Source organism: Falsiroseomonas sp. E2-1-a20 (assembly GCF_051433195.1).
Taxonomy (GTDB): Bacteria; Pseudomonadota; Alphaproteobacteria; order Acetobacterales; family Acetobacteraceae; genus Falsiroseomonas.
Genome location: NZ_JBHMFT010000006.1, coordinates 216,869 through 240,163 on the forward strand (window position 1 = coordinate 216,869; position 23,295 = coordinate 240,163).

20 protein-coding genes and 1 pseudogene are annotated in these 23,295 nt (G+C 68.4%); 15 read left to right on the top strand and 6 right to left on the bottom strand.

All coding sequences use genetic code 11. From position 1 onward, the window contains the following. Positions 1-38: 38 nt before the first annotated feature. The gene (locus tag ACFHPP_RS10390) at positions 39-629 is read left to right on the top strand and encodes an NADPH-dependent FMN reductase (RefSeq protein ID WP_437163193.1); all 591 of its coding nucleotides are present in this window, start codon (positions 39-41) and stop codon (positions 627-629) included. A gap of 38 nt (positions 630-667) precedes the next feature. Here ACFHPP_RS10390 and ACFHPP_RS10395 read toward each other — a convergent pair whose 3' ends face one another. Continuing rightward, on the bottom strand, positions 668-1,333 hold the full coding sequence (locus ACFHPP_RS10395; RefSeq protein WP_437163194.1) for an alpha/beta hydrolase family protein: 666 nt from the start codon (positions 1,331-1,333) through the stop codon (positions 668-670). A gap of 74 nt (positions 1,334-1,407) precedes the next feature. On the opposite strand from ACFHPP_RS10395, the gene ACFHPP_RS10400 reads away from it, so the two are divergent. Next, a complete protein-coding gene (locus ACFHPP_RS10400; RefSeq protein ID WP_437163195.1) occupies positions 1,408-2,214 on the top strand; it encodes an exodeoxyribonuclease III in 807 nt (268 codons plus the stop codon). A gap of 54 nt (positions 2,215-2,268) precedes the next feature. Here the strand turns inward: ACFHPP_RS10400 and ACFHPP_RS10405 are convergent, their stop codons facing one another. From ACFHPP_RS10405 to ACFHPP_RS10420, 4 genes are all read right to left on the bottom strand, one after another. Further along, positions 2,269-2,811 (bottom strand): hypothetical protein, encoded by a 543-nt coding sequence (locus tag ACFHPP_RS10405; RefSeq protein ID WP_437163196.1) that lies wholly within the window; start codon positions 2,809-2,811, stop codon positions 2,269-2,271. A 163-nt stretch (positions 2,812-2,974) separates the two neighbouring features. Then, entirely contained in the window at positions 2,975-3,424 is a 450-nt protein-coding gene (locus ACFHPP_RS10410; protein ID WP_437163197.1) for an N-acetyltransferase family protein, read from the bottom strand. Positions 3,425-3,689: 265 nt separating this feature from the next. Next, positions 3,690-4,172 carry a recombinase family protein gene (locus ACFHPP_RS10415; protein ID WP_437163237.1) on the bottom strand — a complete coding sequence of 161 codons (483 nt, stop codon included), beginning with the start codon at positions 4,170-4,172 and terminating at the stop codon, positions 3,690-3,692. Next, positions 4,165-4,770 carry a DUF3489 domain-containing protein gene (locus ACFHPP_RS10420; RefSeq protein WP_437163238.1) on the bottom strand — a complete coding sequence of 202 codons (606 nt, stop codon included), beginning with the start codon at positions 4,768-4,770 and terminating at the stop codon, positions 4,165-4,167. Before ACFHPP_RS10420 ends, ACFHPP_RS10415 begins: the two co-directional genes overlap by 8 nt. A 515-nt stretch (positions 4,771-5,285) precedes the next feature. On the opposite strand from ACFHPP_RS10420, the gene ACFHPP_RS10425 reads away from it, so the two are divergent. The 13 genes and pseudogenes from ACFHPP_RS10425 to ACFHPP_RS10485 all read left to right on the top strand — a co-directional run bounded on the left by ACFHPP_RS10425 (position 5,286) and on the right by ACFHPP_RS10485 (position 20,399). Further along, a complete protein-coding gene (locus tag ACFHPP_RS10425; RefSeq protein ID WP_437163198.1) occupies positions 5,286-5,645 on the top strand; it encodes a hypothetical protein in 360 nt (119 codons plus the stop codon). A 317-nt stretch (positions 5,646-5,962) separates the two neighbouring features. Beyond that, on the top strand, positions 5,963-7,885 hold the full coding sequence (locus tag ACFHPP_RS10430) for a methyl-accepting chemotaxis protein (RefSeq protein WP_437163199.1): 1,923 nt from the start codon (positions 5,963-5,965) through the stop codon (positions 7,883-7,885). Positions 7,886-7,888: 3 nt separating this feature from the next. Beyond that, the gene (locus ACFHPP_RS10435) at positions 7,889-9,334 is read left to right on the top strand and encodes a chemotaxis protein CheW (protein ID WP_437163200.1); all 1,446 of its coding nucleotides are present in this window, start codon (positions 7,889-7,891) and stop codon (positions 9,332-9,334) included. Then, the gene (locus ACFHPP_RS10440) at positions 9,331-10,404 is read left to right on the top strand and encodes a protein-glutamate methylesterase/protein-glutamine glutaminase (protein ID WP_437163201.1); all 1,074 of its coding nucleotides are present in this window, start codon (positions 9,331-9,333) and stop codon (positions 10,402-10,404) included. Before ACFHPP_RS10435 ends, ACFHPP_RS10440 begins: the two co-directional genes overlap by 4 nt. Continuing rightward, positions 10,401-11,240, top strand: a complete 840-nt coding sequence (locus ACFHPP_RS10445; RefSeq protein WP_437163202.1) for a CheR family methyltransferase — start codon at positions 10,401-10,403, stop codon at positions 11,238-11,240. The genes ACFHPP_RS10440 and ACFHPP_RS10445 overlap by 4 nt, the downstream gene beginning before the upstream one ends. 11 nt (positions 11,241-11,251) lie before the next feature. Beyond that, positions 11,252-13,108, top strand: coding sequence for a chemotaxis protein CheA (locus ACFHPP_RS10450; RefSeq protein WP_437163203.1), 1,857 nt, complete (start codon positions 11,252-11,254; stop codon positions 13,106-13,108). Further along, positions 13,105-13,368: a hypothetical protein gene (locus ACFHPP_RS10455; protein ID WP_437163204.1), complete on the top strand. Its 264-nt coding sequence runs from the start codon at positions 13,105-13,107 to the stop codon at positions 13,366-13,368. Before ACFHPP_RS10450 ends, ACFHPP_RS10455 begins: the two co-directional genes overlap by 4 nt. A gap of 46 nt (positions 13,369-13,414) precedes the next feature. Then, positions 13,415-13,798: a response regulator transcription factor gene (locus ACFHPP_RS10460; protein ID WP_437163205.1), complete on the top strand. Its 384-nt coding sequence runs from the start codon at positions 13,415-13,417 to the stop codon at positions 13,796-13,798. Beyond that, complete coding sequence (locus ACFHPP_RS10465) at positions 13,795-14,433, top strand: chemotaxis protein CheC (RefSeq protein ID WP_437163206.1); 639 nt, start codon at positions 13,795-13,797, stop codon at positions 14,431-14,433. Before ACFHPP_RS10460 ends, ACFHPP_RS10465 begins: the two co-directional genes overlap by 4 nt. A 114-nt stretch (positions 14,434-14,547) precedes the next feature. Then, positions 14,548-17,253 (top strand): PAS domain-containing protein, encoded by a 2,706-nt coding sequence (locus ACFHPP_RS10470; protein WP_437163207.1) that lies wholly within the window; start codon positions 14,548-14,550, stop codon positions 17,251-17,253. 33 nt (positions 17,254-17,286) lie between these two features. After that, positions 17,287-17,915 (top strand): annotated as a pseudogene (locus ACFHPP_RS10475) (IS3 family transposase); the annotation flags it as partial. A gap of 117 nt (positions 17,916-18,032) precedes the next feature. Continuing rightward, on the top strand, positions 18,033-19,850 hold the full coding sequence (locus tag ACFHPP_RS10480) for an ABC transporter ATP-binding protein/permease (RefSeq protein WP_437163239.1): 1,818 nt from the start codon (positions 18,033-18,035) through the stop codon (positions 19,848-19,850). Between the two features lie 246 nt (positions 19,851-20,096). Then, a complete protein-coding gene (locus tag ACFHPP_RS10485) occupies positions 20,097-20,399 on the top strand; it encodes a hypothetical protein (protein ID WP_437163208.1) in 303 nt (100 codons plus the stop codon). 357 nt (positions 20,400-20,756) lie between these two features. Here ACFHPP_RS10485 and ACFHPP_RS10490 read toward each other — a convergent pair whose 3' ends face one another. After that, entirely contained in the window at positions 20,757-23,195 is a 2,439-nt protein-coding gene (locus ACFHPP_RS10490; RefSeq protein WP_437163209.1) for a PAS domain S-box protein, read from the bottom strand. Positions 23,196-23,295: the final 100 nt, after the last annotated feature.

The following is a 23,295-nucleotide window of genomic DNA, read 5'->3' on the forward strand; positions in this document are numbered from 1 at the left end:
CAGCTTAGGAATCACCATTATTTGAAGCGGGAGACACCATGGCCTTTAAGCTTCTTGTTCTTTACGGATCCTATCGCTCCGACCGCACTGGCATTCGGCTCGCTCGCTTCTTGGTCGAGGCATTTGCAGCGCGTGGAGCTGAGGCCGAATTGATCGATGCCCAGGCGGTCGGGCTTCCGATGCTGGACCGAATGTACAAGGAGCATCCGCCCGGGACGGCACCGGAGGCGCTTGAAACCCTGGCGACGAAAATCAGAGGTGCCGATGGCTACGTCTTTGTCGCCGGCGAGTACAATTGGGGCGTTCAGCCGGGGCTGAAAAACCTCACGGATCACTTCCTTGAGGAGTGGTTTTGGCGGCCCGCGGCCATCGCCAGCTACTCCGCCGGCCGACTGGGCGGGGCTCGGTCTAACCTTGTCTGGCACGGCACCCTCCCGGAGATGGGTATGGTTGTCATCTCGAGCACGCTCCTGGTCGGGACGATCGGCGCATCGCTCGATGAGGCAGGAACACCTACCGGTGAGGGCGGCGCGGCGCTCATGCGGGCGTTCCCCCGCTTTGCCGAGGATTTGGAATGGTGGGCCGAGGCGGTACGCCGGCAGCGCGTTCATCGCGCGCCGCCCTACTGAGAGATACTTGGTGCTGAATAAGGAGGGACGGGCGCTCGCTACGTTCCTGCGAGGACGGATCGCATCCACGCAGCAACATGGTCGAGCATCTCATGGAGGATCTCCGCGTCCGTTCGACCGGACCTGACCGGGACATGAAAGGAGTGGTCAGCCTGCTCCGACACGACCAGCGTCGCCCGGTCTCCCAGCTTCGCGACCGCAGGCCGCAGGTGCGTCATGTCGGCGAGCAGGTCGCGCGTCCCCTGGAGAAACAGCATTGGCACGCTGATCCGCGCGAGATGATCTGCTCGATCGGCGCTCGGCTTGCCCGTCGGATGTAGCGGGAAGCCCAGGAAGACCAGCCCCAGGACATCAGGCAGTGGTGCCTCCGCCTGTGCCTGCGACGTCATGCGTCCCCCAAAGGACTTGCCCCCGGCGAAGAGCGGAACCTTGGGCAGCCGCGCCCGCGCCGCAGGGACCGCCGCCCGGACGGTTGCATGCGCGAGCAGCGGACGATCTGGCCGCTTGCTGCCTGCTTCCATCGAGGGAAACTGGAAGCGCAAGGTGGCGATCCGCCGGGCAAGCAGCCCCTCGGCCACTGCAGCCATGAACGGGTGGATCATGCCCGCGCCTGCCCCGTGGGCCAGGACAAGGCAAGCCACAGGCTGCGGCGGCGCCGTCAGCAGTGCAGACACGCTGTGCGCGTTGTCGACCTGGATCTTCATGGCACCTCCGGCGATCATTGTGCGTTGGCCCCGGGACAGCCGACCACGCACCGGATGAGCCGAGAACTGATCACGTGAAGATTGCCACCTTCAACATCAACAACGTGAACAAGCGCCTGCCGAACCTGCTTGACTGGCTGCAGGAGGCTCGACCCGACGTCGTCTGTCTGCAAGAGCTGAAGGCGGCGCAAAATGCCTTTCCGGCTGAAGCAATCGGGGCGGCAGGCTACCACGCGGCCTGGATTGGTCAGCCCACCTGGAACGGCGTGGCGATCCTCGCCCGTGGAGTCGCACCCGTGGTGACCCGCCGCGGCCTACCTGGCGATCCGGGCGATTTGCAGAGCCGGTACATCGAGGCAGCCGTCGATGGCGTTCTGATCGGCTGCCTCTACGCACCAAACGGCAACCCTCAGCCTGGCCCGAAGTTCGTCTACAAGCTGGCGTGGCTCGAGCGGCTGATCGACCATGCCGCTACCTTGCAGCAGGCCGGCATCCCGATTGCGCTCGCCGGCGATTACAATGTCGTGCCTACGGATGCAGACATCTATCCGTCGAGGTCCTGGGCCAAGGACGCGCTGTTGCAGCCCGAGAGCCAAGCAGCTTTTGCCAGGTTGCTTGCGCAGGGCTGGACCGATGCGATCCGCACAGTGTACCCGACCGGGTCCGTCTATACATTCTGGGACTATAAGCGCGATCGCTGGGCGCGCGACGCCGGTCTGCGGATTGACCACATCCTGCTCAGCCCGTCGCTCGGTAACCGGCTGAAGGCCGCGGGTGTAGACCGCGACGTCCGAGGCCGAGAGGGGGCGAGCGACCACGCGCCGACTTGGGTCGTGCTGCGCCCCGAAGGGAGGCGGCCGCGCCAGGCCCGCAAACGCTGACGGTCTCAGCCCAACCGACAAGGCCCACAATGAGACGAGCGTCGCAGCCTCGCCTCAGTCGCGACCACCCGCCTCGCGGTAAGCCTTCAGCGCCGTGGCTACTCTGGCCTGAGCAAGCCGACGCGCCTCGACGTAGGTCTCCTCGGCTGCAGCCATTTCTGCGTCCAGGGCCGCCTGGCGTTCATCGAGCTCCGCCTCCTCGGCCTTTCGCCGCTCATCGACAGCACGCAGCGCTGCCTCGGCTTTGCTCAACATCGAACGGTCGGATGGCGGCGGAGGTGGTGCCTTGGTCGCTGCTGGCTTCCCGGTCCGCCGGGTTGCCTTCCCATGCGGCACATCGGGCAGTTCGGGAAGCGATGTCGGCTCGACCTCGAAGGGCCCGTCGGAGCCGACAGGCCGCTTTAGAACCGTCCCCGGATGCGCATTCGCCGCCGCAACGGCCGCCTCTTCGGTCGTGAGCTTTGCCCGCCCGTCGTCGAAGACGTTCCGATGGACACCCCACGCTTGCATCGCCGCGGCCTGGCTCGGCGCTGCCACGATGGTGTCGTAGAAGCCGAAGTGGGCCTGGAACACCTTCAGCTTGCGAGCCTTCGCCATGACGATCCCATGTGCTGCTTGTCGGGCCCGATCGCGCGGCGCCCGCCGCTCTCGTAGCCGTCCCTCGGTTCCGCCCAGACAGGCCGTTGGCCTCTTGATCAAGGCGGGCTTGTCCCGCTCACGGGCAGCGACCCGCAACTTTGGCCTGCACCAGCGCAGCACGCTACCCCTGCTTGCGGAGCGACCGCACAAACCTCTGGCCTGCCTCTGCAAAGCCAGTCGCTCGGCAAAACGCATCGAGCGACAACGTGTTTGGCGGGACCAAGATTTCCAGGTCGCCGCAGCCCGCCACGCGCGCAGCCTGAGCGGCCGCCTTGACCAGAATGCGGCCAATGCCCTGGCGCCGGTCATCGGCGTTGACCAGCAGTGTTGTGATCTGCGCTGTCGGACGAGGCGCACGGAGCGTCGGATACCAATGCATCACCACCACGCCGCTCGGCGGCCCCCATCGCACGGCCAGCAGAACCGCACCGGATGCCTCTCGCAAGGCGACCAGTCTCTCCGCCAGTTCCAACGTGTCGACGAGGTGTCCGGCCTCAGCCAGCAGCGTCGCGATGTCAGGGGCGTCGGCGGCCGTGGCTGTGCGGATCGTGAGGCCGTAGCGTGAGGTCACCAATATGGTCCGTGCTGTGGCAAGCTGCTGACAAGAGACTGGCTACAGCTTCAGCGGCTGCGCGCAAGTACGCGGGCGACCGTGGTGTGGGTCCAGACACCTTGGCCGCGGGGTGTCGGTACGCCCCTCTCGTTGAGCGTCCGAGCTAGCGCTGCCTGGCCAAGCACGCCCTCGCCGCGGAGCCGCTTCACCTCCAGGTGCAGCCTGTATGCCGCCTGCTCGGCCACCTTGCGGCGCGCCAAGGCCGCGGCGCTGCTGTCGGGGCCTACCGCAGGCCGGTAGCCCCGGTCGCCGCCCAGCATCGACCCACGTGCCTTGGCGGCCGCAAGCGCCGCCCGGGCTCCGAGATTAGCTCCCGCTCCTTCTGCGCCATGGCCGCGTAGATCCGCAGCATCAACTTGTCCGCCCCCGGCATGTCGGCCGCACGGATCGAGTACCCATCCTCCAGTAGTTGCGACAACGTGTGGGCACGGCGGGTGATACGGTCCAGCCGCGCCGCCACGAGCACTGCCCCCAGCTGCCGGCACCGCGCCAGCGCCGCCTGGAAGCCTGACCGGCGGTCGTCCTTGCCGCTGGCGATGTCGGAGAACTCGGCCACCAGAGTCCAGCCCTGCCCTGCCACGAAGGCGCGCACGCTGGCCTGCTGCGCCTCCAGGCTCAGGCCGCTCTGCCCTGCTCGGTGGTGGAGACCCGGTACAGGCCGACCGCCAGGCGCGAGACGCCGTGCTGCGTGGCGCGCATCAGGCAGTCACCGCCGCGATCTGGTAGACGCTGTAGCTGCCCTTCGCGCCGGTGTTGTTCGGACCAACCTGGCGCACCCGCTCCAGTACCGTCACCTCGATGCCGTGCCGGGTCCGGAGGCCGGCGAAGAAGCCGCGGACGGTGTGCGGCGCCCAGCCGGTGGCCTCGACCACCTGCGCGACGGTCGCGCCCTCGGGCCGGCGCAGAAGCGCCAGCACCGCCGCCTGCTTGGTGCCCTCGCGCGGCCTGCGGGGGTGTCGGCTGCTCGTGATGCGCGGGCCGGCCGGCCGGCGAGGATCGCGCGCAGGGAGGTCAGGGCAGTATCGACTGGCTCGGCGACTTCCCAGGCGGTGATCACGGCGGCCGCGGCGATGCGCAGGGTGGCACGGCTCGGGCTCGTGTGCTGGGGCAAGGATGCGGCCTCGTGGGCCTGAGGCGGGCCGTCGGCGCTGCCGGGGTTTTCGGCGCCCAACTGCGCCACGGCGGGGACCGCGGGCGCCACAACGGCTCGCTGGCCCGCCTGTAGGGGCTCCACGCCAATGGCGGTCAAGCCGACGTTGGTGATGCGGAGCGCGATCCAGGCACCAGTCGCGTCCTGGCGCCAGCCGCGCCCGACATAGTCCGGCAGCGCCGGCAGCTCCGCCAGCAGCTCAGTCTTGAGCATGCTGCGTAGCACGGCGTTGCGAGCGGCGGCCGGGATCTTCGGCAGCGGGGCAAGCCCCGCCTCGTGCTGCGCAGCCTCGCGCGGGATCTGAAGCGGGGTGTCGGACAGCATAATGGTGGTGGTCTCCGGCTTCAGGCGCCGAGGATCGAGCCCTACCACCAGGCGCCCCGCCGGGCAGAACCCGGTCGGGGCGTGTCCCACGCTTCGCTCTGCGTGCGAGCAAAGCCAAGCGCCTTCTGCGAACTGCGGCGCGACGGGGGGGGTGCCGGCCCTTGTCTTGCGGTGACGCGTGCCGAAGCTCGCGCGCTCCCGAGCCAGTTCGCCCCGTCTCGTCGAAGACCCGATCCGCCGAGGCCCCCCCCCGGGGGGCCGGGACCCGCGATCGGCGGCCCGCCTATGACGGTTACTGTGCAGACCTCAGTTGCACCCCGCATCTCCCCGGTCGAAGTTTCTGCCATGCCAGCCGCCGACGTCCTGCTGACCGATGCGCGCCTGCCCGACGAACGGCAGGGTATGGCCATCGCCATCGCGGGCCCGCGCATCGCCGCCATCCTGCCGCCCGGCGTGCCCTTGCCAAGGGCCGCGGTAGTGCATGCTGGAGGCAATGCCGAACCTCCCTGCCGCGGCATGGCCTTCGTAGTGGATGCCTCCTCAGCCAAGGTGTTCGCGCTGGCGCATTGGCTGGTCGGCGGGGCCGATGGCGGGCAGCTGTTCGTGCGCTGCTTTGATGGAACACCCAATGTGCGGGAGAACTTCGCCGGCGACGTGCCGGCCTCCGGCTCACCATGCAGTGGAACGGACCGGCGAAGGGCATGAACGTGGGCGCAGCGATGACCATCGCCTGGCTGAACCGGCGGCAGACGATCCGGGTCGGTAATGGCGCGGGCTCCGTGCCGCCGGGAGGCCCTGGCTATGACGGACAGATTGAGCTTGAGCGCTGCGTCTGCGCGTCACCGGAACCGGAACCGGAACCGGGACCGGGACCGGGACCGGGCAGATGCCAGCCAGCCGGTGAGGCCATCGCCGCTCGTCACACCCCGACAAACAAGTTAGGACTGGCTGCTGACCACACTGCACGGACGGAGAGTGGGGTCGGGCAGCATTCGGTAACCTCGTCGCATTCTGGATTTACAATGGCGCTGGTGAAGACGACGGCCCTGACGGGCCGCTTGAAGATACCAAGGGCGCCCTCCCCGGACACCCTGAGCCCTACGCCGAGATCAACAGCGCGGCGCAAGGCCGCCGCCGGCCAGGACAATGCCGGCGACCGGATGGTGGCCACCAGCCTGGAACTGGCCGGCGGCATCACCAAAGCTGCCAGCGCCGTGGAGGAGCTCCGCGGATCGCTGACCATGATCGCCTCCGGCGCCGAGCAGGCGGCCGGATCGGCCCATGAATCGCTGGCCGCCGTGGTGGGCATGGCGGCCGCCTTCGAACAGGCCCGGGGACTGGCGGAGACGTCGCGCCAGCGCACCGATGCGCTGCAGACACTGCTGATCCAGTCCGGCGCCGCCATCGATGCCTCGATCCGGGCTGTGGGTGCGAATGCGCAGCGGCAACTGGCGGTGGTAGAGGTGGTGGGGGCGCTGGAGGCGCATGCCGCGCGAATTGGCGAGATCACGCAGAGCGTCGCGGATATTGCCGACCAAACCAACCTGCTGGCGCTGAACGCCGCGATCGAGGCCGCGCGCGCCGGCGAGGAGGGTCGCGGCTTCGCCGTGATCGCCGACGATATCCGCGCCCTGGCTCGGGCCGCGGAGCTGCGGTCGCTCGATATCAAGACATTGGCGGAAGCCATTGCCGCCTCGGTGCGCGACGTGGCCGGCCGCCTGCGCGAGGCCGCCGCGGTGGCGGAAGGGGAGGCCCGGGCCGCCGCGCGGGTCGGCACCACGCTGGTCTCGATCCGCAGCGAAATGGCGGCCCTCGGCGAGGACAGCCAGTCCATCCTCAGCGCCGCGGTCGATGCGGTCATCGCGATCAACGAGGCGCGCAAGGGGTCCGAGATCATCTCGAGCGCCGCGGAGGAGCAGGCGGCGGCCACCGCGCAAGCCCAGGCGGCGGTCGAACAGCAGGCGACCGCACTCGACCAGAGCCAGGCCGCGGCCGCCGCGCTGGCCGAGATGGCGGACCGGCTGGTCCGCGGCAGCACCAGCGCCGAAGCCGCGCAAGGCTCGGCCGCGGCCGCGGAGGAATTGTCGGCAACGGTGCAGGAGCTTTCGGGCTCGGCCGGTGAGATCCTGGTCGCCATCGAGCAGATCAGCCGCGGCGCGCAGCTCCAGGCGGCGGCGACGCAGCAGGCCGGCACGGCCATGACGCAGATCGAGACCACGGCGCGCAGCTTCGATGCCAGCGCGCGCGCGCGGGTGGCCCGGGTGGCGACCATCCAGGCGCAGCTGGCCGAGGGCCGTCTCGCCGTCGCGGGCCTCGCCGAGGGCGTCGCCACCGCCGTGGCTGGCAACAAGGACGTGCAGGCGCTGATCGAGGGGCTGGAGACGCAGGCCACGGCGGTAGGCCGGGTGGTCGATGGGCTTGGCCTGATCGCGGTGCAGACGACGATGCTGGCGACCAGCGGTGGCGTCGAGGCGGCCCGCGCCGGGGAAGCCGGGCGCGGCTTCGCGGCGGTCTCGGGCGATGTCCGTACACTGGCCCGCGACGCGGCGCAGAACGCGGAATCGGTGAAGGACCTTCTGGTCGCGATCGTCGCGCGCATCGCCCGGGTCCGCCGCGAGGTGGACCAGATCGCGCTGATGTCGGAGGCCGAGATCCAGCGGAACCAGACCCTGGAGGAGCGGCTGGGCCTCGTCGCCGAGGACAGCCAGAGCCTGCAGGCCGGCGCCGAGGACCTGGCCCGGACCAGCCGGACCATCGTGGCGGCGAGCGCGGAGGTGCTGTCCGGCATCGGTCAGATCGCCGCGGCGGCGGAACAGGCCAGCGGCGCCGCGACCCAGGCGGCGGCGGCGGCGCGCGAGCAGTCGCAGACCGCGGACGACCTCGCCGTCGCGATCGAGGAAATCGCCTTGTTGGCGAACGAGCTTCAGCAGGCGCCGGATCGCTAGGGCGTGTCCGCTCAGGGGGGCCATCGGCTCACGGTGCGGGCGGGCGGGGTGCGCCTGGCGCTCGCGGCCAGCGGCGTGGCGGAGGTGATCCGCCCGCGGCGGATGACCCGCGTGCCGAACGGCCCGCCGGGGCTGCTGGGCGTCATTCCCCTGCGCGGCAGCGTGCTGCCCGTGCTGTCGCTGCGTCAACTGCTGGACACGGCGGGGCAGGCAGAAGCTGCGGTGGGGCGCATCGTGGTCCTGCGCCACGACCCGCCGCTCGGCCTGGCCGTCGATGCCGTCGAGTCCTTCGAGGCCGTGGATGGCCCGGCATCGCCCGGGCCGGGCCGGCTGATGCTGGAACAGGCGGATGGCGCCGAGGCCCTGGACCTGGCCGCGATCCTGCAGGCGCGCTTCGCCACGGCGGTTCGTGGTGCCGCAGGCCGCGCCGCGCCGCGCCCGCAGGTGCGGGCCAGCCCCGCAGCCCCGGCGCGGCATGACCAGGCCTTCCTCGCCTTCACCCTGGCGGAGCAGGATTTCGCGCTGCCGATCGACACCGTCGCGGAGGTGCTGGCCCTGCCCGCTTCCATCGCCGCGTTGCCGCAGACCGAACAGCTGCTGCTCGGCGTCTTCACCCTGCGCGAGGCGGTGCTGCCGGCCCTGTCGCTGCGCCTGCTGCTCGGCCTGCCGGACCGGCCGCCCACGGGCCGTGATCAGATCGTTGTGACACAGGTGGCGGGCCAGCGCATGGCGCTGGTGGTGGACCGCATCAGCACCATCCTGCGCGTCGCGCCCGACCGCGTGGGCCCGGCGCCGAGCCTGTTCAACACGGGCGGCGGTGAGGCACGCATCGGCCAGGTGCTGCGCCAGGCGGATGGGCGCGGCGTCGTGGCGATCCTCTCGCCCGCGGGCCTCCTGGCCGATGACCGCGTCGCGGCGCAGCTGACGGCTGTGGACCAGCAGAAGGATGCGAGCATGGCGACCGCCGCTTCCACCCCCGCCGCGGCGCGTGAACGCCTGCTGGTGATCCGCCTCGGCGGCGAAAGCTACGGCATGCCGATCGGCGCCGTCGATGAGGTGGTGCGCCGGCCCGGCATGCTGGCGCGCCTGCCGAAGGCGCCGGATTATGTGCGGGGCCTGCTGAACCTGCGGGGTCGCGTGATTCCGGTCATCGACCAGCGCCGTCGCTTCGGCGTGGCGGGCGACAGCGAAGTGGGGGAACGTATCCTCGTGCTCACCCTCGGCAGGCTGCAGGCCGGCTTCACGGTGGATGCGGTGACGGAGATCCTGGAGGTCGCCCGGGCCGACATCCTGCCGGCGCCGGAACTGGCGGGCACCGGTGCCGGCCAGTTCGACCGCGCGATCGAACACGACGGCCGCGTGATCCTGCTGATCGATCCGGCCGCGCTGCTGAACCAGGCGGAGGCCGACCTGCTGCGGGACCTGACGACAAACCCCTCCCCCGCATGATCAGGATCCTGGTCGTCGACGATTCCGCACTGATGCGCCGGGTCCTGGGCTCGGCCTTCGAGGCGGATGGCGGCTTCGAGGTGGCCTTTGCGCGTGATGGCACGGAGGCGCTGGTCCAGCTGCATGCATTCCGGCCGGATGTGGTCACGCTCGATGTGCAGATGCCGCGCATGGATGGGCTGAGCTGCCTCGACCGGATCATGGTGGAGCGCCCCTGCCCGGTGGTCATGGTGTCCTCCCTGACCTCGGAAGGCGCCGAGGCGACGCTGGAGGCGCTTGAGCTGGGCGCCGTGGACTTCGTGCCGAAGCCGGGTGGCGTCGTCTCACTCGCCATCGACGACTTCGCGCCCGTCCTCATCGAGAAGGTGCGTGCCGCCAGCCAGGTTCGCCTTCGCCGTTCGCACCGGCTGGCGGAGCGTCTGCGGGCACGCACGCCCGCATCCCCTGTCGCCCGGCCGCCCATCGGCGCCGTGCCGGCGACGGGCGGCGCGCTTCCGGGCTTGGTGATCATCGGCACCTCCACCGGCGGCCCGCCGGCGCTGGAGGCGGTGCTGTCGCAGCTGCCGGCGAGCTTCCCTTGGCCGATCCTGGTTGCCCAGCACATGCCGGCGGCCTTCACCGCCTCCCTCGCCCGGCGCCTCGATGGCCTCTGTGCGCTCCAGGTGACGGAGGTCACGCGGCCGACGCCGATCCTGGCAGGCGTCGTCCACATCGCCCGCGGCGATGCGGATATGATGGTCAGCCTGCGGGCCGGCGGCCCCATCGCATTGCCGGCCCCCGCGAGCCCGAGCCATCGCTGGCACCCCAGCGTCGATCGCCTGGTCACCAGCGCCCTGGCCCACCTGCCGCCGCAACAGCTGATCGGCGTGCTGATGACCGGCATGGGCAATGACGGTGCCGCCGCCATGGCGGCGCTGCGGCAGGCGGGCGGACGCACAATCGCGGAGGCGGAGGAGACCGCCGTGGTCTGGGGCATGCCCGGCGAGCTGGTGAAGACCGGCGGCGCCAGCCTGATCGCTCCGCTGGAGGCCATTGCGGCGCGCCTGGCCGCGCTGGTCGCGGCGCCATGACCAGCGCCGCACCCCTGAGCACCGCGGAGCTGCAGCGCCTCAGCACCTTCCTCTACCGCGAGACCGGAATGCTGTTCGGTGAGGCAAAGCGCTACTACATCGAGCGGCGGCTGGCCGATCGCTACACCGCTACGGGCATCACCGAATTCGCCGCCTATTTCGGCCACCTGCGCACCGATGCGGCGGAGCGCGAGACGCTGGTGAACGCCTTCACCATCAACGAGACCTATTTCTACCGCGAGGAGCACCAGCTCGCCTGCCTGTGCCGGTCGCTGCTGCCGGCGCTGATCACCACCCGGCGGCCCGGCGACAAGATCCGCATCTGGTCGGTCCCATGCTCCACCGGAGAGGAGGCCTATTCCATCGCGATCTGGCTGCTGGAGAACTGGCGGCTGGTCGATGCCTACAACATCGAGATCATCGGGTCCGACATTGACACACGGGCGCTGGAAGCGGCGCGGGAGGGGCTTTATGGGGAGCGCGCCCTGTCGCGCCTGCCGCCCAAGCTGCGCGATGCCTATTTCGAGCCGGCGAAGCGGCACCGTCGGCGGATCATCCGGGACCTGCGCGAATCGGTGACCTTCACCCCGGCCAACTTGATCGATACAGCCAGCATGGCGGCGCATGGCATCTTCGACGTGATCTTCTGCCGCAACGTGCTGATCTACTTCAATGACGAGTCACGCCTGGTCGCGGCAGGCACGCTGTACGACCGGTTGGCACCCGGCGGCTTCCTCTGCCTCGGCCATACCGAGTCGATGAGCCGCATCAGCCCGCGCTTCGAAACCCGCCGCTTCGAGGACGCCACCGTGTTCCAGCGGCCCGCCGCCCCATGACAGGGGAGCTGATGGCTCAGTTCCTGGTCGAGGGGCGCGAGCTGGTCGCCGAGGCGGGGCGCGGGCTGTCGGCACTGGCGTTGCGGCCGGAGGATGCGACGGCTATGGAGGCCTGCTTCCGCGCCCTGCACACGCTGAAGGGATCGACGGGGCTGTTTGACCTGGAAGCCATGGGTCTGCTGCTGCATGCCGCCGAGGACCGGCTCACCGCCATCCGCGACGGCGTCGGCCGTGACGTCGCTGCGTTGGTCGAAGTGGTGGACCAGGTGGATCGCTGGCTCGATTCACTGGAGCGCGACGGTCGGCTACCGGCCGATGCGGCCGCCCTTGGCCAAGCCTTGGCAGGCCGCCTCCGGGATGACGCGCCAGCCGAGGCGAAACCGTCCTGGACCATCCCAGCCGAATTCGCAGGGCTGGCGGGCATCGCCCTGCGCTATGTGCCGCGCGGCGACTGCTACTATTTTGGCGATGACCCGATCGCCATTGTCGCCGCCGTACCGAGGCTGAGGGCGCTCCGCCTCTCCGCGCGGGTGCCCTGGGATGCCTCCGACCCCTACGATCCCTTCACCTGCAACCTGGTGATCGAGGCCCTCTCGGGCGCCGGGCGAGCGGAGGTCGAGGCGGGCTTCCGGCTCGTCGCGGACCAGGTGCAATTCGCCGAACTCGTCGCGGCAGAACCGGTCGCGGCGATGGATGGGGCGGGCGCGCGGCGGACGCTCCGCGTCGATGCGGCGCGGCTCGACCGGCTGGCGGAGCTGACGGACGACCTCGTTATCGCCAAGGCCGGGCTCTCGGAGCTCGCAGCCCAGGCCGATGCGCTGCCAGGCGGGCACGTGCTCAGCCAGGCGCTGCGCGCGCGGCAGGCGCGGCTCGACCGCCTCGCGAGCGATCTGCACGCCACGGTCGGGCGGGTCCGGCTGGTGCCGCTCGCGCCGCTCATGGCCCGCTTTCCCCGCCTGGTGCGCGACATCGCGCGCTCCCTCGGCAAGACGGCGGCGCTGGAGGTGGTGGGCGGCGAGGTCGAGGTCGATAAGGCGGTGGTGGACGCGCTGGCGGATCCGCTGCTGCACGTTCTGCGCAATGCGCTCGACCACGGCATCGAGGACCCCGTGACTCGCAGCCAGGCCGGCAAGGCCGAGGCCGGCCACATCCGGCTGGCCGCGCGCGTGGAGGGCGACCGGGTTGTCATCGAGGTTACGGATGATGGCGCCGGCATCGACGCCGCGACCATCCGGGCAATGGCCGTGCGGCGGGGTCTGCTGGCGCCAGAGGATGCTGGGCGGCTGGACGATGCGGCCGTGATCGACTTGATTTTCGCCCCAGGCTTCTCCACCGCGGCAGCCGTCACCACGCTGTCCGGCCGCGGCGTCGGCATGGATGTGGTGCGCGCCGCCGCGGCGAGCCTCGGCGGCAAGGTCGCTGTCAGCTCCACGGCGGGACAGGGAACGCGGGTGCAGTTCCGGCTGCCGCTTGCCATGGCGCTGGTGCGGATCCTGGTGGTGACCTGCGGCGCGGAGCGCTTTGGCCTGCCCCTGGATGCCGTGATTGAGACGGCGCGCTTGACGCCGGACCGTATCGTCCCGGTCCGGGCCGGGCAGGCCTTCCAGCTTCGCGACCAAGTGCTGCCCCTGGTCAGCCTCGGCAGCCTGCTTGGCACGGCCCGTCCCGCCGCCACTGAACGGGTCGTGATCGCCATAGTTCGCGGTGAGCCCATAGGCTTCGGCGTCGATGCCTTCGTCGATCGCATGGATGCCGCAGTGCGTCCGATGGGCGGGCTACTGGCCCATGCGCCGGGCATCATGGGCACGACCTTGCTGGCCGATGGAAGCGTGCTGATGATTCTGGACTTGGCGGAGCTTCTCGCATGACCGTCCGTCTTGACGGCACCGTCATCCGCCTGGAAGGCGCCTGCCACCTGGAGGATGCGGAGGCGCTGACGGTTTTGCTGCAGCCCGGGGAGTCCAGGGTGGTGGACCTTTCGGCCTGCCAATCCCTGCATGGCGCCGTGGTGCAGGCCCTTCTCGCCCTCCGGCCCCGGCTGGCCGGCGAGCCTGTTTCGCCGTTTCTCCGGGATCTGCTGTTGCCCGCCCTGGCGGTGGAGAGACATGTGCTGCCGACCGACCTATAGTGGGACAATGCTTGCCATGTGCCGTGACCCACAGGAGACGTTCTTCATGGATACGACGGTACTGATCGTCGACGACAGCAAGCTGGCCCGGATCGTTATGGGCAAGGCGATTGCCGCGCTTCAGCCTGCCTGGACACGGATCGAGGCCGGCAACGCGGATGAGGCGGTGGCGGTCGTGGATGCCCAGCCAGTGAACGTCGCCATCGTCGACTTCAACATGCCGGGGCGCGACGGGCTTGCCCTCGTGGAAGAACTGCGTGCCCGCTTCCCGAGCATGCCGCTCGCGGTGGCCACGGCCAATGTCCAGGACGAGATCATCGCCCGCGCCCGCGCCGCCAACGCCACCTTCATCGCCAAGCCGGTGACGGAGGAGGGCATCCGCGGCTTCATCTCCGGCGCGGCCTTGCGGCTCAGGTCTGCCCCGCGATGACGGCGCAGGTGGTCACGCTGGAGGATATGGAGCGGGACGCCCTCACCGAGCTTGTGAATATCGGCGTAAGCCGCGCCGCGGTCAGCCTGCGCAAGATGGTGGGCCAGCAGGTGCTGCTTTCCGTCCCCTCGCTGGAAGTCGTGACCCGCAGCGGCGCCATCACCCTGATCCGGGAGCGGGAATACGGCCAGATGGTCGCCGTGCGGCAGGATTTCGACGGCGCCTTTTCTGGCCGCGCGCTGCTGATCTTTCCCGAGAGCAACAGCTTGGCCATGGTCCGTGCCGTGGCCGGTGCGTCCCTGACGTTGGAGGAAGCGTCCGCGATTGAGAACGAGGCGCTCGCGGAAACCGGCAACATCGTGCTCAACAGCTGCCTCGCCACCATGGCGAACATGCTGAAGCAGCCCCTGACCATGTCGCTGCCCGAGGTGATCCGCAGCAACGGATCGCTGCTGTTCGAGCCGCGTATGCACGATAACGACGGCGGGATCGTGCTTTTCCTCTACATCAACTTCGCCATCAACAACCACGATATCCGCGGCTACATCTCGATGCTGATGGACCTGCCTTCAATCCAGGCTCTGCGCCTGCTGATCGCCGAGTTCATCCGGCAGGTCATGGGCGAGGAGATCTAGCCTTGTTCAAGCCAGGCCGGTTTCCGAGCGTTGGTCGTGGTCGTGCCTGATCGTGGCCGAGACCCATCTCCGTCGCCTCAATTTCCCGCCGGCGCGGAACAGCCAGCGGCACTCATGCGCCTTTCCGACCTGGCAGGGCCGTGGCTCGAGATCCTCGGGCAATGCGGAATAGCGCTTGCAGTCACGGATGCCCGCACGCCCTCCGATCCCATCATCTTCGTCAATGCTGCCTTCGAGGCGCTGACCGGCTTCGACGCGGCGGAGGTGATCGGCCGGAGTTGCCGGTTGCTGCACGCCGAGGAGACGGATCGCGGCACGTTTGACCGCCTCGAGGTGTCGGTCGCGCGGACCGGCGCGGGCACCGCCGATATCCTGAACCGGCGACGGGACGGCACGACGTTCTGGAACCGGCTGAGCATCACCACCATCCGCGACGCGGAGGGCTCGCCCGCCTTCCGGCTGGCGACACAGGCCGACGTCACCCGCGACCACGCCCAGGGGACCGGCAACCAGGAATTGCCATACAGCCGCCGGAAGCTGGACGAGGCGCAGGCGCGGCTGCGGCACTCGCAGGTCTCGGCCGCAGCCGCGGGCGCCTGGGAGTGGGACATCGCGACCAACCGGCTGATCGTGGACGCACGATTCGCCAGCATCTACGGCCTGGACCCCGCCACCGCCGAGCTGCCCGGCGCCGCATTCTTCAAGCCGATCCACGACGACGACCGCATGCGGATGCGGATAGCCGTGGCCGGTGCGTTGCAGGGGGCCGAGGTGTTCGCCCGCGACTTCCGGGTGGTGGTCCAGGGCGAGGTGCGCTGGGTCGCCGCCCGTGGCCGCACCCATCTCGATGCTGAAGAAAAGCCGCTGCGCCTCGCCGGCGTGCTGACCGACATCAGCGAGCAGCGGAAGGTCGAGGAGCGGCTGTACGTCGCCCAGACCGCTGGCGGCGTTGGGTCCTTCGAATACCTCAGCGGCTACGGCACGGCGGATGTGTCGGAGGAATTCTGCCGCCTGCTGGGCCTGCGCCCAGCCCAGACCCTGCCGGTGCGCACCATCAACGCCGTCGTCCATCCGGACGACGAGGCGATCATCCAGAACCGCGACGGCCAGATCCAAGCCGGCGCCGCCTTCCACGAATGCCGGATCACGCGCGCCGATAATGGGGCCGAGCGCTGGCTTGCCTCGCGCGGCGAGTATCGGCGCGCGGTGGGCGGCGGCGTGATCTTCGCCGGCGTCATCTACGACGTCACCACCATCAAGCGCTCCGAAGCGAAGCTGCGGCAGTTGACGGAGAGCCTGGAGGAACGCGTGGAGCTGCGGACGCAGGAGCGCGACCGGGTCTGGAACCTATCGCGGGACCTGCTGAATGTAATTGGCCCGGACGGGCTGCAGAGATCCGTCAATCCTGCCTGGACAAAGCTGCTCGGTTTCGAGCGCTCCGAACTGCTCGGCTCATCAATGGACGCGCTGGTGCATCCGGATGATCTGGCGAGTTTCGCCTTTCACCTCGCCGCGCTCCGGTGCGACGAAATGACGGCCGATTTCGACATGCGCCTTCGTAGCAAGGATGGGACATATCGCTGGGTCAGCTGGACGGCCATGGCGGAGGACGGGACGATCTACGGGGTCGGCCGGGACGTCACGCAGCGCAAGGTCCTCGAGGACCAGCTTCGCCAGAGCCAGAAGATGGAAGCCGTCGGGCAGCTGACAGGTGGCCTCGCCCACGACTTCAACAACATGCTCACCGGCATCCTCGGGGGCATCGACATGGCACGCCGGCGTATCGACCAGGGTCGCCTGCAGGATGTCGATCGCTACCTGAATGCGGCGTTCACTTCGGGCCAGCGTGCCGCCACGCTGACGCACCGCCTGCTCGCCTTTTCCCGCCGGCAGACCTTGGACAGCCGACCTCTCAACGTGAGCGCCCTCGTACAATCGGTTGAGGATCTGCTACGCCGCTCATTGGGCGAGCGCGTCGAGTTGACGATCGACGTCAGTGCGGACCTCTGGCCTGCCGTCGCCGACGAGAGCCAACTGGAAAGCGCTATTCTCAACCTGGCCATCAATGCCCGGGATGCGATGCCTGATGGTGGACAGCTGGCGATCAGCCTCCAGAATGTTCATTTTTCGGACGATGCATCGACCAAGACGAACGGCGTCATTGCCGGCGATTTCGTCCAGATCCGGGTTGTCGACACAGGCTGTGGAATGGCGCCCGCGATCCTGGCGAGGGTTTTCGATCCCTTCTACACAACCAAGCCGGTGGGCCAGGGAACGGGGCTGGGTCTTTCGATGATCTACGGCTTCGTCCAGCAATCGCGTGGCCATATCCAAATCGCCAGTGATGAAGGCAAAGGCACAGCGATTGATCTCCTGCTGCCGCGCTATGAGGGAAGTCTTCCTCTCACCCCCGGTTCGAACAATTATCCGCCGTCGACTGGGGCCGGTGAAATAGTACTGGTTATCGAGGATGACCCCTCTGTTCGACTTGTTGTTTTGCAATCTTTGAAGGAACTAGGATACAATTCAATTGAGACAGAAAATGGTAGCGAGGCGGTGCCGATCCTCCAATCTTCGCGGAAGATCGATCTTTTAGTAACTGACGTGGGCCTTCCAGGGTTGAACGGTCGACAGATTGCGGACATAGGCCGTGAAACTCGTCCCAATCTGCCTGTTCTGTTCATGACCGGATATGCAATGGAAGCTACAGATCAAAGTCAATTTCTGACAGCGGGCATGGAAATTCTCAAGAAGCCCTTCTCCGTCGATGATTTTGGGCGGCGCATCGCTGCGATCTTGCAACGCGTCGCCAGGTCATAGATTTTTCCTGGTACTGGGCTATCGACGCCCTCAGTGGTTGCAGAGGCACCTCGCAAGCGTCTTTCCGGTTCGCAGCCCCCGGTTACGAAGGAATTTGAGGACGAGGCGGTGCGCCTGGTTCGGACGAGCGGGCGAACTCAGCGCGAGATCGCGGAGGATCTCGGGGTGGGGCTATCGACGCTGGTCCGCTTGATCGGCCGCAGCCGGGACCGAGCGGCGGACGCCCCAGTCGGGTCGGCGCTGCCTGACGTGGCGACGGAGCTGAAGCGGCTGCGACGGGAGAACGAGATCCTCCGCCAGGAGCGGGACATCTTGAAGCGGGCCACCGCTTTTTTCGCCAGGGACGGGGTGAGGCCCGAGCGCCACTGGTTCGAGCGACGGGCCGAACGGTGAGCTTCAAGCTCGTCGACGAGGCGAAGAAGGAGTTCCCCGTGCACCGCCCGTGCCGCGTCCTTGGTGTCAGCCAAAGCGGCTACCTTGCCTGGAAGGGGCGCCCGGCCTGCCGCCGTCAGCACGAGGACATGGTGCTGCTGGCGCACGTGCGGTCGGCCTTCGTGCTGTCGAACGGCACCTACGGCAGCCCGCGCATGACACGAGAGCTACGCGACGATGGCCTGCTTGTCGGCCGCCGCCGGACGGCGCGCTTGATGCGGCGCGCTGGTGATGGCATTGGCTGCCGGATTTGGAAGATTCTTCGGCGCGGTCGTCTGAAGTGTCGCTTCCGTTTCAGGCAGTCCCGGTCCAGCCTGTGCGGAATCGCCCATGCGTGCAGGGAGGCCATGAGCCGCACCGCCGAACCCGGTCACACGAAGCGGTTCTTCCGCGACTTCGTCAGGCTCTCCGGCCCCTACTGGACGGAGCGAAGGTGTTGGCGGCCGCGGCTGCTGGGCTTGACGCTGGCCCTGCTTGTCGTGGCCCAGGTCGTGCTGGTGGCCCGGCTGAATATTTGGACCGCTGAACTGTTCGATGCGTTGGAACGACGCTCGACGGACCGCGCCATGGACCAGATCTGGATCTTCGTCCTCATCCTGCTGGGCACCATGGCGACCAACACAGCGCATCTGATGGTCCGCCGGTGGCTGCAATTCGACTGGCGACGATGGCTGACGGCGCGGGTCATCGGCGACTGGATGAAGGATGCGCGGCATTACCAGGCCGACCGCATCCCGGGTGACCACGCCAATCCTGACGGGCGCATCGCCGAGGATATCCGGATTGCGACCGAGTTCGCGGTCGATCTTGTCAGCACCCTGTTCTACTGTGTGCTTCTGCTGGTGACATTCATCGGCATCCTGTGGTCACTCTCGGGCTGGGTCCGCGTCGCGGGGGTGGGCGTGCCCGGCCACCTTGTGGTCCTGGCGTTCGGCTATGCCGGTGCAGGCGCGGTTGTCGCCTTCATGCTGGGCCGGCCTCTCGTGCGCGCGACCGACGCGCGCCAGACAAGGGAGGCCGAGTTCCGGTTCAGCCTGGTGCGGTCCCATGAAAGCGGTGAGCCTATCGCGGTTGCGCGCGGTGAGCCCCTGGAACGCGAACGGCTCAGGACCGTCTTTGAAACCATCGCACAATCCTGGCGTGACCAGTCCGTGGGGCTGGCGCGGCTGCTGACATTCTCCTCGGGCTACGTGGTCCTCGCCAGCGTGCTTCCCATCCTGGTGGGCGTGCCACGGTTCCTCGAGGGCACGCTGTCCCTTGGTCGGCTGGTACAATCGGGGCAGGCGTTCCAGCAGGTCACGGCCGCCTTGTCATGGCCGGTCGACAATCTGGCCGTGATCGCCGGATGGCGGGCATCGGTGGAACGAGTCCTGTTGCTCGAGGAAGCGGTCCGCACTGCCGCCGCGGAAGCTGCGCGCAAAGGGGAGACCGCGATCAACCTGAACCGCGCACCGGCCTCGCAACTTCGGGTGCGGGATCTGTGGATCGCGGCGCCCGACGGGACAGCGACCTTGTCCGACCTCTCGCTGGCAGTAGAGCCGGGCGAGCGCGTCCTGGTCGATGGCGATCCCGAGGCGGCCAGCGCGCTGTTCCGCGTCCTGGCCGGCATCTGGCCCTGGGGGCGCGGCCAGGTGGACTTGCCTGCCGATGACACCCTGATGGCCATCGGGCCATGGCCGTTCCTGCCGCAGGGATCATTGCGGCAGGCGCTCGCCTTTCCCGACGCGACGGACTGTCACGACGATGCGGTGCTGCGGGCCGGGCTCGTCGGCGTAGGCCTCGCCTATCTTGCATCACGGTTGGACGAAGCGGCTGACTGGACACGCATTCTCAGCCCGGCGGAGGTACAGCGCCTGTCCTTCGCACGGATCCTTCTGTTGCGTCCGCGCTGGATCGTGCTCGGTAACGCGGCGGATGCGCTCGACCCGGCCTCGGCCGACGTCATGCTGGGCCTGATCGTTGACCGGCTACCGGAAGCGAGTCTCTTGCTCATCGGGCAGCATCCAGGATCGCGCGATATCTTCAACCGGCAACTCACGCTGGAGCGCGCAACCGGTGGCGAAATCGTTCTCCATGAACTACATGCGCGTCGCCAGGCAGCAAAGCTGCCGCGATCCAGGCCTCTCAGCGTGATCGATCGGCTGCGAGAGGGGTACGGAGGCTGATCCTCATCACAGTGAGATGACTGCTGCACATGGGTCGCGGCCGGCTGCGGCGGGCCAGCTGCTTCTCATCGGCTTGTCGTGGTGGACGTGGCGGCGGTGCCGTGCACGAGGATCCCGCGTGGCCCAGCGGTGGGCGCGGCCGTCCCTATGCGCAGGTGGCGGTGATCGGCTTCGAGGGGGCCGATCGATCTGCAATCGCTGCGGCTCTACGGGCTGCCGGAGATCGCGCCTGCGGTACTGAACGGCATGCCGCTATTGACGGGGGCGCTATTCGGCTCGGGGCGGCGCGAGTTTGCGGCGGAGGTGTCCTGGGACCTGCCGAGCCTGGCCCCGGGGGCGACCGCGCTGCTCGACGTCACGGTGACCGGGGCGCGGGCGGGCGATCTGGCAACGGCATCGCTGGTGTCGTCGACGCGGTTCATCGAGCTCGACGTTGCGGTGTGGTCGAACAACACGGTGCGGGTGATGGCGCGGAACATCTCCACGGCGACCTTCGACCTGGCGGCGGCGGCGCCGTCGGTGGGGGTGGTGAAGCGGCGGGTGCCGTAGCCAATGCTCTGCTCGACCCATTGATAACGAATGTCTTCGGAAGGTCATCACCCTTTAAACGGTGCGCCTCACCTGCTTACTGTTCCCGGTCGTCTGTTGCGCCGACGGAGAGATTGATCTCGTAGGTGCAATAGAAGCCGAGTTGGCGGTGCGGCGGCCGGCGTCCCGCAGCAGCGTCGGGCGAGCGTTGCAGCAAAGCACCATCGTCCCAAGACCGATGCAGCAGGCCAGGTGCGGCGCATGGCACCGGCCGATGCTGCGGGGCAACTCCATTCACTCGGGCAAATTTTCCGCTTGGAGCGCGCGGCGACCGAGCGCTGCCTCGAGCGTCTGGCGGGAACCGCTTCCGCGCCTGTTCTAAACAGCGCGCGGGAATAGAAGCTCGAATTCGGTCCCCTTGCCCGGCGTGCTGTCGAGCCGCACATGTCCACCCGAGCGACGCATCAGGCGGCTGACCATCGCAAGGCCGAGCCCAGTGCCCGCGCCGCGCGGCTTTGTGGTGAAGAAGGCATCGAAGACTCGAGTTCGTACTTCAGGCGGCATGCCGGTGCCTGTATCGCATACGGTGATCGAGACGTAGTCCCCGGGCGCCAGGCCCGGGCGCAGAGCGTCGCCTTCGTCAAGCGAGACATTGCGCATGTTGATCACCAGGCGCCCACCGGCAGGCATGGCGTCGAGCGCGTTGATTGAGAGGTTCAGCAGGGCCGTCTCCAGTCCGCCTGCCTCGACCATGATCGACCAGCGGACATGGGGCACGTCCAGCAGCAGCTCGATGGCATGACCGACGGAGGCGCGCAGCAGTTCCTCCATACCGAGCACAACCTCCGCTGGCACGATCCGTTCGGGCTCGGGCGATTCGCCGCGGGCGAGGGCGAGAAGCTGGTGCACCAGGCCTCTCGCGCGCGAGCCCGCCTCCGCCGTCTCGGCCGCAATGCGCTGCTGCAAGCGGTCCGACGCACCCCGCTCCAGCATGCGCAAGCCGGACATCATTGCCTGAAGGACATTTGCAAAATCATGGCTGAGGCCGCTGGTCAGCTCGCCAATGGCCTCCATCCTCTCCGCATGACGCAGCGCCTCCTCGTTGCGCCGCGCCTCGGTGATATCGAGGTGCATCACCACGGCGCCGCCCGCCCCGTCACCGCTGAGAGCAGCCGGTACCGCAACCAGACGGAACCAGCGCTCCCCGCCGCTGGACGGCTCGCAGGTGTAGCCGTAGTCGCGCTCGAAGCGTCCCTGCCGCCCGGCGAGCAGCTCGCGCAACGCCGCCGCCACCACGGCGCCTTCCGGTTCGCCCGCTGCCGCGGCCGCGTCGCAGGCCGCGATGTAGTTCCGACCCACGCAGGCCTCTGTGCACTTCAGGCCGTTCCGCGCCCCAAAGCGCCGCCAGGATTCGTTTACCGCCAGGATGCGGCCGTCCGGATCCAGCAACGCCACATGGGCCGGCAGCGCATCGAGAATCGCCGCCTGTTGCATGGCCATGCGGCGCAGCTCGCGCTCGCGTGCCTTGCGATCGGACACGTCGCGGAGGATTGCCGTAAAGCGGCGGCGCTGGCTGGTGCCCCGCCATTCTGCAATGGAGAGATCGAGCGTGATGCGTGTACCATCCCCGCAGAGCCCCTCCACTTCGCGTCCAACTCCGATGATATGCCGCTCACCTGTTCCAAGGTAGCGCGCCATGCAGTCGTCGTGGCCGGCGCGGTCTGGTTCCGGCAGGAGGATGCGCACGTTGTGCCCCACCATCTCGCCGGCTTGCCGCATAAAAATACGCTCTGCCGCGCGATTGGCCGACTCGATGGTTCCGTTCTCATCGCTCACGATGATCGCGTCTGCCGCAGTGTCCACCACGGCGCGGTAACGGGATTCCGCCTCGCGCTCGGCCGAGACGTCGAGCAGGACCGCGACCGCGCCCATCACAACGCCCGCCGCATCGCGGATCGGCGCCGCGGAGTTTAACGTCGGACGGATGCCGCCCCCGTCAAAGCGGTCAATGTCAACGGGCTCGCCGATGGTCGTCTCACCCTTGCGAAGCGCCCGTACCACCGCCCAGTCGGAGGGCAAAAGGGGCTTGCCGGTCGCCGGCCATCGGGCGCGCCAGGCGGCATAGTCGGGGATCGTGTCGGTCGCGACCACGCCGCCCCAGATCCGTGCCAGCTCCGCATTGGTCTCCAGCAACCGGCCATTCGCATCTATCACCGCCACCCCGACCGGCAGGCTGGCAAGCACGGCCTGAAGCCGGCGCCGCTCGGCGTGCGCCTCCGCGTCGGCATGGCGTCGTGCCTCCTCCGCCACGTGACGCGCCGTGATGTCGATGAACTGCGTCGCGAAGCGCCGCGGCCCGGTACGGTAGGCATGCGCCTCGTACCACCGCCCGAGGGCGGCGATAGGGCCCTCAACATGCGCCGGCTCGCCGCTCTCGGCGACACGGCCATAGGTTTCGATCCACATCTCCTCGATATCTGGGATCACCTCGCGGACGGTTCGGCCCAGCGCCACGGCGGACGGGATGCCGCTCAGGCGTTCGAAGGCCGGATTCACCTCAAGAAAGCGGAAATCCGTCGGCTTGCCATCAGTCCCAGAGATAAGTTCGCAGAGCGCGAAACCCTCATGCATCTGCTCGAAGGTGCTGAGCCAACGATCTTCGTTCGCGCGCGGCGCGCTTTCAACAAGCGTGTCGTGAACCGAGCGGTTTCCGGCATCTGCAATGTTCTGGCGGACGCCCGCACTCTCCCCGTCGGTGACTGAAACCGGGGGCGCCGATCCCAGATTCTCGGCGCCATCTCTGGCCACACCCGTCATGGCGGCACACTCCCGCTTAGGCTGGCCAGGCTCGCTTCGTCGTCGTCCTGCCCAAGTACGTTCAACCGACATGCAATGGTGCGGCCGCGGTTACAGTTCT